This is a genomic window from Brevibacillus borstelensis (assembly GCF_036700025.1).
Lineage (GTDB): Bacteria > Bacillota > Bacilli > Brevibacillales > Brevibacillaceae > Brevibacillus > Brevibacillus borstelensis.
In genome coordinates this window covers 3,403,115-3,418,077 of record NZ_CP144922.1, presented here as the reverse complement: position 1 = coordinate 3,418,077, position 14,963 = coordinate 3,403,115, and the positions used below count along the sequence as shown (strand labels likewise).

Annotated in this window: 16 protein-coding genes; all 16 read left to right on the top strand. The window is 51.7% G+C overall.

Annotation, left to right across the window (positions count from 1 at the left end; genetic code table 11):
* Window positions 1–2: 2 nt before the first annotated feature.
* The 16 genes from V5G20_RS16255 to lysA all read left to right on the top strand — a co-directional run bounded on the left by V5G20_RS16255 (window position 3) and on the right by lysA (window position 14,963).
* Window positions 3–917: an ABC transporter permease gene (locus tag V5G20_RS16255; protein WP_003387194.1), complete on the top strand. Its 915-nt coding sequence runs from the start codon at window positions 3–5 to the stop codon at window positions 915–917.
* Window positions 918–931: 14 nt separating this feature from the next.
* Window positions 932–1,930, top strand: coding sequence for an ABC transporter ATP-binding protein (locus tag V5G20_RS16250; RefSeq protein ID WP_003387193.1), 999 nt, complete (start codon window positions 932–934; stop codon window positions 1,928–1,930).
* Window positions 1,931–1,947: 17 nt separating this feature from the next.
* A complete protein-coding gene (locus V5G20_RS16245) occupies window positions 1,948–2,907 on the top strand; it encodes an ABC transporter ATP-binding protein (protein WP_003387192.1) in 960 nt (319 codons plus the stop codon).
* Between the two features lie 171 nt (window positions 2,908–3,078).
* Window positions 3,079–5,145: a methyl-accepting chemotaxis protein gene (locus tag V5G20_RS16240; protein WP_338461316.1), complete on the top strand. Its 2,067-nt coding sequence runs from the start codon at window positions 3,079–3,081 to the stop codon at window positions 5,143–5,145.
* A gap of 256 nt (window positions 5,146–5,401) precedes the next feature.
* Window positions 5,402–6,589 (top strand): D-alanyl-D-alanine carboxypeptidase family protein, encoded by a 1,188-nt coding sequence (locus tag V5G20_RS16235; RefSeq protein ID WP_003387190.1) that lies wholly within the window; start codon window positions 5,402–5,404, stop codon window positions 6,587–6,589.
* Window positions 6,590–6,737: 148 nt separating this feature from the next.
* Window positions 6,738–7,088, top strand: coding sequence for an anti-sigma F factor antagonist (gene spoIIAA, locus V5G20_RS16230; protein ID WP_003387189.1), 351 nt, complete (start codon window positions 6,738–6,740; stop codon window positions 7,086–7,088).
* Window positions 7,088–7,537, top strand: coding sequence for an anti-sigma F factor (spoIIAB, locus tag V5G20_RS16225; protein ID WP_003387188.1), 450 nt, complete (start codon window positions 7,088–7,090; stop codon window positions 7,535–7,537). The genes spoIIAA and spoIIAB overlap by 1 nt, the downstream gene beginning before the upstream one ends.
* 11 nt (window positions 7,538–7,548) lie before the next feature.
* Window positions 7,549–8,304, top strand: coding sequence for an RNA polymerase sporulation sigma factor SigF (gene sigF, locus V5G20_RS16220; RefSeq protein WP_003387187.1), 756 nt, complete (start codon window positions 7,549–7,551; stop codon window positions 8,302–8,304).
* A gap of 85 nt (window positions 8,305–8,389) precedes the next feature.
* A complete protein-coding gene (locus tag V5G20_RS16215) occupies window positions 8,390–9,004 on the top strand; it encodes a stage V sporulation protein AA (RefSeq protein WP_003387186.1) in 615 nt (204 codons plus the stop codon).
* Window positions 9,001–9,423: a stage V sporulation protein AB gene (locus V5G20_RS16210; RefSeq protein WP_003387185.1), complete on the top strand. Its 423-nt coding sequence runs from the start codon at window positions 9,001–9,003 to the stop codon at window positions 9,421–9,423. The genes V5G20_RS16215 and V5G20_RS16210 overlap by 4 nt, the downstream gene beginning before the upstream one ends.
* Before the next feature lie 102 nt (window positions 9,424–9,525).
* Entirely contained in the window at window positions 9,526–10,005 is a 480-nt protein-coding gene (spoVAC, locus tag V5G20_RS16205; RefSeq protein ID WP_003387184.1) for a stage V sporulation protein AC, read from the top strand.
* An 11-nt stretch (window positions 10,006–10,016) separates the two neighbouring features.
* Window positions 10,017–11,045 carry a stage V sporulation protein AD gene (spoVAD, locus tag V5G20_RS16200; protein ID WP_003387183.1) on the top strand — a complete coding sequence of 343 codons (1,029 nt, stop codon included), beginning with the start codon at window positions 10,017–10,019 and terminating at the stop codon, window positions 11,043–11,045.
* A complete protein-coding gene (gene spoVAE / locus V5G20_RS16195) occupies window positions 11,045–11,395 on the top strand; it encodes a stage V sporulation protein AE (protein WP_003387182.1) in 351 nt (116 codons plus the stop codon). Before spoVAD ends, spoVAE begins: the two co-directional genes overlap by 1 nt.
* Window positions 11,396–11,425: 30 nt before the next feature.
* The gene (locus V5G20_RS16190) at window positions 11,426–12,013 is read left to right on the top strand and encodes a stage V sporulation protein AE (RefSeq protein ID WP_003387181.1); all 588 of its coding nucleotides are present in this window, start codon (window positions 11,426–11,428) and stop codon (window positions 12,011–12,013) included.
* Entirely contained in the window at window positions 11,994–13,466 is a 1,473-nt protein-coding gene (locus V5G20_RS16185; protein ID WP_003387176.1) for a spore germination protein, read from the top strand. The genes V5G20_RS16190 and V5G20_RS16185 overlap by 20 nt, the downstream gene beginning before the upstream one ends.
* Window positions 13,467–13,640: 174 nt before the next feature.
* Window positions 13,641–14,963, top strand: coding sequence for a diaminopimelate decarboxylase (gene lysA / locus V5G20_RS16180; RefSeq protein ID WP_338461311.1), 1,323 nt, complete (start codon window positions 13,641–13,643; stop codon window positions 14,961–14,963).

The window sequence follows — 14,963 nt, the reverse complement described above, 5'->3', positions numbered from 1 at the left end:
ACATGCAACTGACGAAAGAGCATTTTGAGCCGATTTCTGTCGACCTTCGCCAGGCAGAATCCATTAAGCGCCCGAGCCTTTCCTTCTGGGCGGACGTATGGCGCCGATTGAAAATGAACAAGGTAGCGATGGCGTCCCTTGTCTTTATCTTGATTTTGGTCGCTTGTGCGATCCTGATTCCGATCCTTAGCTCCAATGACTATTTTACGACTGATTTGGCAGGTAAGAACAAAAAACCTTCTGCTGAACACTGGTTTGGTACCGATGACCTGGGTCGCGACGTCTTCGTCCGCGTATGGTACGGGGCACGCATTTCTTTGGAAGTAGGCTTCGCCGCAGCGTTTATCGACCTGATCATCGGCGTAATTTGGGGCGGTCTTGCTGGTTTCTACGGCGGTAAAGTCGATGAAATCATGATGCGTATTGCCGATATTCTGTATGCGATTCCTTATCTTCTGGTGGTTATTTTGCTCATGGTCGTCTTAGAGCCCGGGGTCGGGACGATTATTATCGCCTTAACGATAACGGGCTGGATTGGGATGGCGCGGATCGTCCGCGGTCAGATTCTCCAGTTGAAAGCGCAGGAGTTTGTATTGGCAGCCCGCTCTCTCGGTGCTGACAACAACCGTCTGATCTTCAAACACTTGATCCCGAACGCTTTGGGTCCGATCATCGTAACGCTCAGCTTGACTGTTCCATCTGCCATTTTTGCCGAGTCGTTCCTCTCCTTTATTGGTCTTGGGGTATCCGCTCCGGTAGCATCTTGGGGAACGATGTCCAACGAAGGTTTGTCGGCGATGAAATACTACCCGTGGCGCTTGATGTTCCCGGCTCTGTTCATCTCGATAACGATGTTGGCATTTAACTTGCTTGGCGACGGTCTGCGTGACGCCGTAGACCCACGCTTGCGGAAATAGGAGGGATCACAGTCATGGAAGAACGCATTCTCGAAGTAAAAGACCTGCACGTCTCCTTCCATACCTATGCGGGGGAAGTCAAAGCTGTACGCGGCGTCAATTTTCACGTGAAGCGCGGAGAAGCTGTTGCGATCGTAGGGGAGTCCGGCTGCGGCAAGTCTGTAACCGCCCAAACCTTGATGAAGCTTATCCCGATGCCGCCAGGCGAGATCAAAAAAGGCGAAATTCTCTTTAACGGAGTCAACCTTGTCAATAAATCAAACAAGGAAATGGAATCTATCCGCGGTAAAGATATCGGGATGATTTTCCAGGACCCGATGACTTCATTGAACCCGACTTTAACGATCGGCAACCAGATCATGGAGGGTTTGATCAAGCACCAGAACATGTCGCGTTCCGATGCCCGCAATCGTGCCATCGAACTGCTGACGTTGGTAGGAATTCCGCAACCGGAAAAACGTGTCGATCAATATCCGCACGAATTCTCCGGCGGGATGCGCCAGCGTGCGATGATTGCGATCGCGCTGGCTTGCTCTCCGCAGCTTCTGATCGCTGACGAGCCGACAACAGCGCTCGACGTGACGATTCAGGCGCAAATTCTGGATCTGATGAAAGAGCTGCAAAAGAAAATGAATACGTCGATTATCCTGATTACGCATGACCTTGGCGTCGTGGCTGAAATGTGCGATCGCGTCATCGTTATGTACGCAGGCAAGGTAATCGAGACCGGTACCGTAGACGATATCTTCTACAACCCGCAGCACCCTTACACAAAAGGCCTGCTGCGCTCGGTACCTCGACTGGACCTGAACCGCGACGAACCGCTCACTCCGATCTTTGGTACGCCGCCGGATCTGCTTCGTCCGCCGGTTGGATGCGGCTTTACCGCGCGTTGTGAATCAGCGATGCGCGTCTGCCAGGAGTACGATCCTGAATTGAATGACATTAGCTCGACACAGCGGGCTGCTTGCTGGCTCCAGCACCCGTTGGCACAGAATCGCGCAGGATCGTAAGAGGGGGGAGAAGACAAGTGGATAATCGTGATACATTGTTAGAAGTTCGCAACCTGAAAAAATTCTTCAAAATCGGCGACAATACGTTGAAAGCCGTGAACGACATTTCGTTCGAGATCAAGCGTGGAGAAACTCTCGGTGTGGTAGGCGAGTCCGGCTGCGGAAAATCGACAGCCGGGCGGACCATTCTCCGCTTGTATGATGCTACCGCAGGGGACGTCTTGTTTGAAGGCAAAAGCATCATGAAGCTGAACAACCAAGAGATGAAAGCCATGCGCCGCAACATGCAGATGATCTTCCAGGACCCGTATGCTTCCTTGAACCCGCGGATGACAGTCGGGGATATTATCGGAGAAGCTCTGGATATCCACGGTCTTGCCGCCGGACAAAAGCGCAAAGAGCGTATCCAGGAGCTGCTTTCGCTGGTCAGCTTGAATCCGGAGCATATGAACCGCTTTCCGCATGAGTTTTCCGGTGGTCAACGCCAGCGGATTGGTATTGCCCGTGCACTGGCGGTAGAGCCCAAGTTCATCGTTTGTGACGAACCGATCTCTGCCCTCGACGTTTCCGTACAAGCGCAGGTCGTAAACCTCCTGGAGCAGCTGCAGGAAAAAATGGGCCTTACCTACATGTTTATTGCCCACGATTTGTCGATGGTTAAATACATTTCCGACCGTGTAGCAGTTATGTACCTCGGAAAAATGGTAGAGCTTGCAGAGAGTGACAAGCTGTATGAAAAGCCGCTTCACCCATATACACAAGCGCTTCTGTCTGCTATCCCGATTCCTGATCCAGAGGTAGAGCGCCAGCGTGAGCGCATCGTTCTGCAAGGCGATGTTCCAAGTCCGATGAATCCTCCGAGCGGTTGCCACTTCCGCACGCGTTGCCCGAAAGCAATGCCTGAATGTGCTGCAGCTGAGCCCGTATGGAAAGAAGTAGAGCCTGGTCATTTCGCTGCCTGCCATTTGTACAACTAGATTACAGCGACAGGATTTCCACCATATGGGGAATCCTGTCTTTCCATCATGCGAGATACTGTGGCCTCCGCGAATGGATGGGGGAATCGCCCCATTCTTTGCGTCCGGGGCCTCTTTTCATTTTTCCATCTGAGTATTCAGGACGTCAAAAGAGAGAAGGGGGTAGTTACCATGCGGATATTCCGATTGCCGCGTTTTCGCCCAAAAAATCTGTCAGCACCGCAAAAGCTGGCTGACGTGGTTGGCAGTCTCAACAAGCAACTGCAGGGTTCCATGGCCAAAAAAATGATTACCTTTGGAATTATTCTTGTTATCGTGATCATTGGTGCATTGCAATACATAGCACTTTCTTTTTCCAAAAGCACGTTGATTGACATTACTTCCAACCAGGCGAAAATGCTGGCGGAGCAGTATGCCGAAAGCATGGAAGACTGGATCGATGACCTGAAAAGCTCGTCTCTGGAGACAGCGGCCAAAAGGGTCATGACCACGGATCTGGAGCCGCTCATTATGGAGCAGTTCCGGCTCTTGCGTCAAAGCCATAAAGAGGTCTCAAAAATATATTTGGTTGATCCCGGCACAGGCAAATCGTTGTATTCGTTGACCGGCAAAAATGAGATCGACTTCAAGCAGAAGCAATATGTGCAAAATGCGCTCTCTTCTGGGGGACCTGTTTTTTCTGATGAGGAAGTCGTACTTGGGGCGGAAAGAAGCTTCATTTACTTGGCTACTCCGGTAGGGGAGAAGAATAAAGACACCTCCCGCCTTCTCGTGGTTGGTTTTCAGATCGACCCAATCGTAAAAAAGGCACAAGAAATTCCATTCATGCAAAACGGCTATGCGTATGTCGTTCGCAAGGATGGGTTGGTCGTTGCCCACAAGGACTCGGCGCAAAACAACAAGCTGTCGCTGGCAGAAAATGGGGATTATACAGAATTGCTTGCATTGGTGCAAAACGGCACAAGCCAGAGTCTGGAATATGAAGCGGATGGCGTGGATTCGTTTGCAGCCGTCGCTCCCATCGCCTCGCTGGGCTGGGCGCTTGTCCTGACGACAGCTTCCTCGGAGGTTTATGGCGAGTTGAATGGCATGGGAATTACATTCGGGCTGATCAGTATTCCCATCATCGCTGTGGCCGCCTTTTCCATCTGGTGGTTTGCACAGCGGATTCGCAAATCGCTCCTGGCGATCGCGCAAGACATGGAGAAAATCGGGTCCGGCCGTTTTGACGTGCAGGTGCAGGTAAAAGGAAAAGACGAGATTGCCATGGTCGGGCACAAGATGAACGAAATGGCGGGCGAGCTCAGAAAGCTCGTATCCCTTGTCCAGGGACAAGCGAATCGCCTGAACATCGCGGCGGAAGAGCTGAATCAATCGGCTCAGGAAAACACCGGCTCCATTCATTTTATTACGGAGAATATCTCTTCGATTTCCGAGAGAGTTTCGCAGCAGACAAAAGAGGTGCTTTCCGCTGCCACGACCGTTTCAGAAATTTCCCAAGGCGTCGAGCAGGTGGCGATTGCGGCAGAATCGACGACCAGGGCGACGAGTCGCACTTTTGAGCGAGCCCAGGACGGCATGAAGCTGGTCGAAAACGTCATCTCTACCGTCAGACAAGCAAATGGTGAAGTAGAGCGTACGGCCCAGCAAATGCATGGATTGCGAGAGCGGGCCAGACAGATCACAAGCATTGTCGAGATGATCAGCAGCATCGCCTCCCAGACGAACCTGCTTGCCTTAAATGCGGCAATTGAAGCTGCGAGAGCGGGCGAGGCCGGCAGAGGCTTCTCTGTTGTAGCCACCGAAGTGAGGAAATTGGCAGAGGAGAGCAGCTCCTTTTCTGAGCGGATCGCGTCGATCGCGCACTCGATCAACGACGAAGCCATGGATATGAGCAAGCATATGGATGAGATCGTTGCCATGGTCAGCACCGGTCTCCAGTCCGTCGAGACCGTAGGTACGGCCTTCCAGCATATCGTATCCGATATTCAATCTGCTGCAGAGCAGAGCGAATCCATGTCAGCCGCTTCTGAGGAGATGGCAGCAGGCAATCAGGTTGTCACAAGCTCGATGCAGCGTCTTTCCGAAGTATCGGATGAAATCAATCAATCACTGAGCGGTGTCGTGGCGACTGTCGACGAACAGCTGCAGTCCATTGCGCGAATCAGTGAAAATGTAGAAGAATTGAAAAAGCTTGCGGATGATTTGTCGGAAAATGTAAGCAAGTTTAAGATCTAGATGGGTAAAACACGTGAAACTCCCTCTGTTGTCAATTCGGAGGGAGTTTTTTTGCTGCTTACGGAGGCAGTTTTAATCTAACAAGGCAGCTTTTAATCGAACAAAGGCAGTTTTGTTTTTGAGAAGTAGCTGCCCCGGTTCGGCACGATTTTCTCTCAATCATATTTTTCAGAGTGCGAAAACCCCGTTTTTTTCTGTGAATATTTTCCTTTCTGTTTGGTGAGAATAGAACCATGAATGGAGGGAAGAGTTTGCTATGAAAAGGAGTCTGTATCTGAGCTTATGCTTCATCTTGTGCGTTGCGTTCTTTTCTCCGATAGCGACGGCAGCCAAGGAAAACACGCCGGCGAAAGACGGACAGATGAATTTTGCACCGCATGCAACCTCCGCCATATTGATGGAAGCGGATACGGGAACCGTCTTGTTCGAAAAAAACGCAAGCGAAAAGCTGCCTCCTGCTAGTATTACCAAGGTCATGACACTTCTATTGATCATGGAAGCGCTGGAGCGCGGAGAAATCAAGCTGACGGACAAGGTTCGTACGAGCGAACGAGCTGCATCCATGGGTGGTTCGCAGATTTTTCTCCAGCCTGGCGAGGAAATGACGGTAGAAGACATGATCAAGGGGATCGCGATTGCCTCGGGGAATGACGCTTCCGTCGCAATGGCCGAGCATTTGGCGGGAACGGAAGAAGCGTTCGTAGCCAAAATGAATGAGCGGGCCAAGCAGCTTGGAATGAAGCAAACGCATTTCGTCAATTCCAACGGGTTGCCTGCACCGGAGCATGTCTCCTCCGCATTGGACATTGCAATTATGTCCCGCGAACTTTTGAAACATGAAGCGATTACCAAATATACAGGAATTTATCAGGACTATTTGCGAAAAGAAACGTCCAACCCGTTCTGGTTGGTGAATACGAACCGGCTCGTTCGCTTTTATGAAGGCGTAGATGGTCTGAAAACAGGCTATACAAGCGAAGCCAAATACTGTTTGACGGCTACGGCCAAACGAAATAACATGAGGGTCATTGCCGTCGTTATGGGCGAGCCCGATACAAAAACGAGAAACGCCGAAGTGTCGACACTGTTCAATTACGCTTTTGCTCATTATCAGGTAGCTCCCTTGTACAAAAAAGGGGAGGTTGTGCAAGGCTTGAGCGTGGACAAAGGAAGACAGCCAACGGTTAACGCGGTCACGCCGCACGCTGTCAGCCTGTTGATGAAGCGCGGGGAGTCTGCCGACCAATATGACCGCGAAGTCGTGTTGCAGTCTGACATCAGCGCTCCGCTCGATAAGAACCAAGTGATCGGACATATTTTTATCCGCACGAAAGACGGCAAGGAAGTAAACCGGATCGACCTGTTCCCGGAACAAACGGTCGACAAAGCAGGCATGTGGGAGATTCTCAAGCGGACAACGAGAAACGTATTGATTAGCTATTAACCTGACAGCGAGAACGCGAAAAGAATCGAGTTGCCTCGAATTGTACCATGTGGCCGCTCGATTTTTTTGTTCTTTTGTCGGCTGGCAGGAAATGGAACAGAGAGAGAAGAAATGAGAGTGTACTACGGGATGAAGGAGTGTTTCAGCCATGAGTCTACGCATCATCATGGAAACAAAACAGGACGTCTTGGTTGTCCGTTTGCAAGGAGAACTGGACCATCATACAGCAGAGGAATTGCGCGGGAAAGTAGACGACCTTTTGCGCCAATCGTCTATTCGCCATATCGTGCTCAGCCTGGCAGAGCTCTCATTTATGGACAGCTCCGGCATTGGAGTCATCCTGGGGCGGTACAAGCAGATTTCGGCTCGCTCCGGTGAAATGGTGGTGTGCTCGATCAATCCAACCATCTACCGGATTTTCGAGATGTCCGGGCTGTTTAAGGTGATCAAGTTTCGCGAGAACGAAGCGGAAGCACTGCACGTATTGGGGGTGGCGTAATGATGGCCAAACGCAATTTTATGAGCGTGGCGTTTGCTGCCGTAAGTCAGAATGAAGCGTTCGCCCGTGTCGCGGTTGCCTCGTTCATCTCTCAGCTTGACATCTCGGTTGAGGAACTGGAAGAGATCAAGACCGTTGTTTCGGAAGCAGTGACCAATTCCATCATCCACGGGTACGACGAAAACCCGGATGGTGTTGTCCGCATCTCGGTCAGCATCGATGAGGGTGTCGTGGAATTGGTAGTGGAGGATGAAGGCAAGGGAATCGAGGACGTCGACCAGGCAATGCAGCCGCTGTTCACCAGCAAGCCCGAGCTGGAGCGTTCGGGAATGGGCTTTACGATTATGGAAAATTTTATGGACTCGCTTGAAGTGGCAACTGCTGTCGGGAAAGGGACGACTGTCCGCCTGACAAAACGCCTTTCCTTTGCCAAAGCATTACAGAATTAGGAGTAGTGCCTATGGGTGCCGATATTAAAAACGCCAGTCAGCCGTTTCTTACCAACGACCAAGTAAAAGAACTGATTGCCCAGAGCCAGGATGGGGATGCACAAGCGCGAGAGCTGCTTGTAAACAGCAATATTCGGCTTGTCTGGTCAGTTGTTCAGCGTTTCATCAATCGTGGTTATGAAGCCGACGACCTGTTTCAGATCGGGTGTATCGGACTTTTGAAAGCCGTGGACAAGTTCGACCTGAATTACGATGTGAAGTTCTCCACGTATGCCGTTCCCATGATCATCGGTGAGATACAGCGCTTTTTGCGGGACGACGGCACTGTAAAAGTAAGCAGGTCGCTAAAGGAAACCGCAAACAGGGTAAGGCGGGCGAAAGACGAGCTGTACAAGCAGTTCGGACGGGCTCCTACGATCTCTGAAGTGGCGGAAGCGGTAGGAATTACACCGGAGGAAGTGGTGTTTGCCCAGGAGGCAAGCAGGGCCCCTTCGTCGATCCATGAAACTGTATTTGAAAATGATGGCGATCCGATTACACTGATTGACCAGATCGCAGATGAAAGTGTCAACAAATGGTTTGAAAAAATCGCGCTGAAGGATGCAATCAGCCGTTTGACAGAAAGAGAACAGCTGATTGTCTACTTGCGCTATTACAAGGATCAGACCCAATCAGAGGTGGCTGAGCGGCTGGGTATATCTCAGGTCCAGGTGTCCCGGTTGGAAAAGCGAATCCTGCAAACGATCAAAGACCAGATTGAGCATTAGCTCAGCCTGGTCTTTTCTTATGTGCATGGCTTTTGTCCACACGCACATACTAGCAGGACATAGTCTTTGAAAGGAGGGGGAGCAGATGAACCAGCCGCTGTTTCTCAAGCTGCGCAAACGGTTGGCTGTCAAGCCGAACGCGACGATTACGCTGGGAGATATTTGCCAGCTGTATTGGGATGGCGACCGTGAAAAAGCATTGGCCCGTCTGCCTGTCTATCAGGTGAAACCTGCTGATGGAAACCTCATTATCATTGATATTATGCAGGTCATCAAACAAATCCGGCGCGTGCACCCCGAGCTGGCATTGGAGGTACAGGGCGCGGCTCATATTGTCGTAGAAGTTTTGAACCCTCGCAAAAAGGCAAATCTCCTCATGGTTACACTGGTATGGGTCCTGCTCTTCGTCGGTGCCGGTCTTGCGATTATGAACTTCCACACGGACGTCAGCATGCTGCAGGTCCATCAGCGCATCCACTATTTGATCACCGGACAGGCAAGCGACCAGCCCCTTTGGTTGCAAATCCCTTATTCCATCGGGATTGGTCTGGGGATGATCCTGTTTTTCAACCATATTTTTCAGAAGCGAATCAACGAAGAACCCAGTCCGTTGGAGGTTGAGCTGTTCTTGTACCAGCAAAATCTCGATCAGTATTACATTCAGCATGAAAATAAGGAGAATGAGCGGATCAAGCCATGAGCAGCTTGTGGCAGCATATCTTGCTGGCAATCATCGGACTGGGTGGAGGGCTCGCTGTAGGCAGCGGGTTCGTTGCTTTTATTACGGTTCTGGACATTATCCCCCGGCTGGCTCAGCTCACCAACGCGCATCGCTACATACGAGCATTGGAATGGTCACTGGTTAGCGGCGCTCTGTTTTTTACGCTGGCCGATTTTTTTCAATGGGTGGCCGCATTGCCTATCTTGTTTACTTCTATCTACGGCGTATTTGCAGGTGTCTTCGTAGGCACATTGGCCGCCGGACTGACCGAAGCACTCAACGTCTTTCCGATCTTGGCAAAAAGGCTCAACATGGACTCGAAATTGATTTTCTTGTTGATGGCGATGGTTCTCGGGAAAATCATCGGATCTCTTCTTCAGTGGTGGCTGAAGCTTTGACCCGCCGACTGGTAAATTCAGCCATTCATAGAATGGAGACGAGGAGACAAGATATGGATATGTGAGTATGTTGACCAGACAGGACGAGTGGGAGGAACAAAGATGGCGACAAAATCGAAGTCCAATGGTTCGAATCAAATGACGAAGCAGCTCTATCAGCAGCAGGCGGCGAAGTACCAGCCAAAACGGAACGTCCTGCTCAATTCGATACGCGCTTTTTGGGTTGGGGGGGCCATCTGTCTGCTGGGCCAGGTGCTGCAAAACATCTATATCAACTTCTTCGGATTTTCGGAAAAGGCTGCGAGCAATCCTACCGTTGCCACGCTCATTTTCCTCTCTGTGCTTCTGACCGGACTAGGCATTTACGACAATATTGGACAGTACGCAGGTGCGGGCTCAGCGGTACCTGTCACCGGATTCGCCAACTCGATCGCTTCTGCAGCGATTGAGCATCGAAGCGAAGGATTCGTTCTTGGAGTAGGAGGAAATATGTTTAAGCTGGCCGGCTCCGTCATTGTTTTTGGCGTGGTCGCCGCTTTCATAGCCGGCGTGTTGAAAACGGTTTGGAAGATGATCGTGTGAGGGGAGCTGCTATGAATAATGGATCCAGCGATTTTCGGGTAAGCCGGCAGACCTGGCACTTCCCGAATGACGTCCGCATTCTATCAACAGCCACTGCTGTCGGACCAAAAGAAGGGGAGGGACCTCTCGGAGCCTTGTTCGACAAGGTCTACGACGATATGTATGCCGGACAGGACTCGTGGGAGAACGCGGAAAGACAGCTGCTGGAGGATGCCGTTAATCTTGCTTTGGACAAAGCGAATCTGAGCGGACAGGACATTGACGTGTTTTTCGCCGGGGATTTGCTGAACCAAAACATTACGACCAGCTTTACTGCCGAGAAGGTGTCGATTCCGCTCATGGGCATGTACGGGGCTTGCTCGACTTCGATGCTCACCCTGGCCAATGCCGCTGCCCAGATCAACGCCGGGTATGCGAATAAAGCATTAGCCGCTTGCAGCAGCCACAATGCGACAGCCGAGCGGCAATACCGTTATCCAACCGAGTACGGCGGACAGAAGCCGCCATCGGCACAATGGACGGTGACAGGAGCGGGTGCTGCCGTTGTCGGTACTGGCGGGAGCGGGCCGCGGATTACGTACGCCACGATCGGCAAAGTCGTCGATATGGGGATTAAAGACCCATTTGACATGGGATCGGCGATGGCGCCTGCTGCAGCATCTACCTTGCAGACACATTTCAAGGATACCGGCCGCAATCCGAATGATTACGATTTGATTGTAACAGGAGATCTCGCAGCCGTCGGATTTCCCATCCTCAAGGACCTGATGAAAATGGATGGGTACGATTTGGACCGGGTTTACAACGACTGCGGTCTGATGGTGTACTCGCCGGATCAGGAGGTTTTTGCCGGCGGCAGCGGATGTGCCAGCAGTGCAGTAGTGACGTACAGCTATATCATGGACCAGTTGAACAAAGGAAAGCTAAACAAGGTTTTGGTATGTGCAACTGGTGCATTGCTAAGCCCGGTCAGCTATCAGCAGGGCAACTCCATTCCCTGCATAGCCCATGCGGTTTCGATAGAAGGAGGAGGAAGCTGATGGAATATGTGATCGCCTTTGTTGTTGGCGGATTGATTTGCGTGATCGGTCAGTTGTTGCTGGACGTGGCGAAGCTGACCCCCGCCCACGTGATGAGCACGCTGGTCGTCGCCGGGGTTGCGCTCGATTTTATTGGCGTCTATGACAAGTTGATTGATTTTGCCGGTGCGGGAGCGACTGTTCCGATCACCAGCTTCGGCCATTCCCTATACCATGGCGCCATATCGGAAGCGGAGCAGCACGGCCTGATCGGAGTCGTTACGGGAATCTTTGAAGTTACGAGTGCGGGCATCTCCGCCGCTATCGCGTTCGGGTTCCTGGCGTCGCTAGTCTTTAAACCAAAGGGATGATCCCCCCGTGAAGAGGAAGGGGAGAGGTGCATGCCAGAAAAGCGACGGAAGGTCATTCTGATCACAGACGGTGATCATGTAGCGCAAAGAGTGGTAGAAATGATAGCCAGAAAGATTGGGGGACGAGCGGTTTCGTTGTCGGCGGGGAATCCGACGCCGCTGAGCGGAAGCCAAATGGTCGAGCTGATCAAAATGACGCCGCAAGACCCCGTTCTGATCATGTTTGACGACAACGGAGACAGGGGTCGGGGCCGCGGAGAGCAGGCAATCGAATACGTTGTCAAACATCCCGATATCGAAGTGCTGGGTGCGATTGCAGTGGCATCCAATACAAAGTGGGTGAACGGGGCTGCGGTCAAGGTTTCCGTGGACAACCTCGGCCGGATTGTCAATGAGGCTGTTGACAAACACGGTTATGCGGAAACAGAGCTGGAGAACCGAATCTACGGAGATACCGTCGATATCCTGAACAAGCTTAATGTGCCCAATATCATCGGAATCGGCGATATTGGAAAAATGCAAGGGAGGGACAGCTTGCGCAATGGTTGCCCGATTACCATGGCTGCAGTGAATTGGATATTGGAAAGGAGCGGGTTCCATGCCGGAAACCAAGAGTGAGAAGAAGCGGCTGATCGTGGAAGATCTGGATGAAAACAAGGAATACCTAAACGACAAGCTTGGCATTGGAGTTAGCTTTGACGTCGGGGTTCACGAATTTACAGTTGGCCGGACTCGCATTTTGTTGTACTACATCAATGGCTTTGCGAGCGACAACATCATTACGCAGGTTCTCCGGGATTTGAATGACTTGCGGGAGAGAGAGCTGCCTGCCGATGTTTTTGAGCACTTGTACCACAGATATATTCCTTACTTTCAAATGGCCAAGGTGGCAACGGCAAATGAGTTCATCGATAAACTGCTCGTCGGTCAGGTCGGACTCGTCATCGAAGGTTCACACAATGCCATCATCATGGACGCAAAAGTGTTGCCGACACGCTCGCCAGAGGAGCCGGATACGGAACGGATTGTACGCGGTGCGCATGACGGTTTTACCGAAACGCTTGTGCTCAACACCGTACTGACACGCAGGCGTATCCGGGATGAACGCTTGCGGTTTGAGATCATGCAAATCGGAGAAAGGACAAAAACGGATGTAGCCATCGCCTATATCAAGGGTGTGGCCAATACAGAGCTGATTGATAAATTAAAACACCGGCTGCAAAATATCCAGATTGACGGCATCCCGATGGCCGAGAAGACGGTGGAAGAGTTCATCATCGGCAAGACCTTTAATCCGTTTCCGCTCGTACGCTATACGGAGAGGCCGGATGTGGCCGCCGTCCATTTGCTGGAAGGGCATGTGCTGATCTACGTGGATACCTCGCCGAGTGTCATGATTACACCGGCCACGTATTTTCACCATGTACAGCACGCAGAAGAATACAGACAGACCCCCGTCGTTGGAGCGTACCTTCGCTGGGTGCGTTTCTTTGGCATCTTTGCTTCGGTATTTTTGCTCCCCGTCTGGCTGTTGTTGGCCATGCATCCATCGCTCATCCCCGAACCGCTGCATTTCATCGGGATCAAGGACAAAGGGAGCATACCGCTGCTGGCACAATTTTTGATGGCGGAGGTTGGACTTGATCTGATGAGGATGGCTGCCATCCATACGCCTTCCCCTCTGTCAATCGCGATGGGTCTGCTGGCTGCGATCTTGGTCGGGGATGTCGCCATCGACGTCGGGCTGTTTGCCCCTGAAGTCATTTTGTACCTGGCCGTCGCAGCTGTCGGTATGTTCGCGACTCCCAGCTACGAGCTGAGCTTGGCAAATCGGCTGGTACGGATATTCTTGATCCTGATGGTCGGATTTTTCTCGACTGCGGGTCTGATGATCGGCTTGCTTGTCGTTCTCATCGGTCTCGCTGTGACACGCTCTCTCGATACGCCGTATCTGTGGCCGTTCATTCCCTTCAACTTTAAAGCCATGAAGGATATCTTGGTGAGGATGGCTGTCCCGATGAAAAACAGACGGCCGAGCATTGTCCGTTCACCCAACTCTTCCCGGCAATAAATATTCTGACAATGAAGGCTTCACCCATTGTCAAATGCGCTTTATTATAGTAAATTGATTGATAAGCCAAAGCAGGTAGAGGTGGCAACTGTAAGGTCATACAGTTGCCTTTCTATATAGAGAAGCGGCGCTACACGAACATTTATCCAGCAGCGTATCGGGGAGGATTTGGGGATGTATCTACACGGAACTAGTCGAGTCAATGAGAAGGGCCACTTGGAAATTGGAGGTTGCGACGTCACGGATTTGGCTGCTGAGTATGGAACGCCTTTATACGTGTACGATGAAGCGCTGATTCGCAGCAAGTGTCGAGCCTTCGTGGACGCTTTTCGCGAATCGGGATTTTCATTTCAAGTAGCATACGCCAGCAAAGCGTTTTGTACGATGGCGATGTGCAAGCTGATTGAAGAGGAAGGGCTGTCCCTTGACGTCGTGTCGGGGGGAGAATTGTTCACGGCTCTCCAGGCTGGCTTCCCAGTGGAGCGTATCCACTTTCATGGCAATAACAAGTCCATAGAAGAAATAGAGATGGCTCTGGATGCCCGGATCGGCTGCTTTGTCGTTGACAACTTTTATGAGCTTTCGCTGCTGGCCCAGCTCGGCGAGGAAAGACAGGAGAAGGTAGCTGTACTGCTGCGCGTGACGCCAGGCGTAGAGGCGCATACGCATGAGTACATCTCCACTGGGCAGCAGGATTCGAAATTCGGGTTTGACGTAAAGAGCGGGCAGGCTTTGGAAGCGATCCGCCAGGCGAACGAAAGCAAGTGGCTGCATCTGCTCGGTGTCCACAGCCATATCGGTTCGCAGATTTTTGAAACAGACGGATTTTTGGTCGCGATCAAACGTTTGGTGGAATTGCTTGAAGAGGCCAAAGAAAAATTCGGTTTTATTTCCCAAGTGCTGAATGTCGGCGGCGGGTTTGGCATTCGTTATGTAGAAGGCGATACACCGCTGGCGCCGGGCGATTATGTCAAAGCGATCACGGCTGCGGTTCGGGCCGAGCTTTCCGACCGGCAAATGCCGCTGCCTGAGCTGTGGATTGAGCCGGGCCGAAGCATTATCGGCGATGCAGGAACCACTTTGTATCACATCGGGTCCCAAAAGGAAATTCCCAATGTTCGCAAGTACGTCGCTGTCAATGGCGGGATGACCGACAACCTGAGACCGGCTCTCTACCAGGCCCAGTATGAAGCAGCAATTGCCAATCGGATGAACGAGGCTGACACGGAAACGGTCTCCATCGCGGGAAAGTGCTGCGAAACCGGCGACATGCTCATCAGGGACATTGCCTTGCCTCGAGCGAAAGCCGGCGACATTTTGGCTGTCAGCAGCACAGGCGCATACGGCTACGCCATGTCCAACAATTACAATCGCATTCCGCGCCCCGCCGTTGTCTTTGTTCATGACGGTACGGCGGAACTGGTCGTAAAACGAGAAACATTTGCCGATGTGGTAAGTCAGGACTTACTGCCCAAAGGCTCGAAAGTGTTGCGCTAA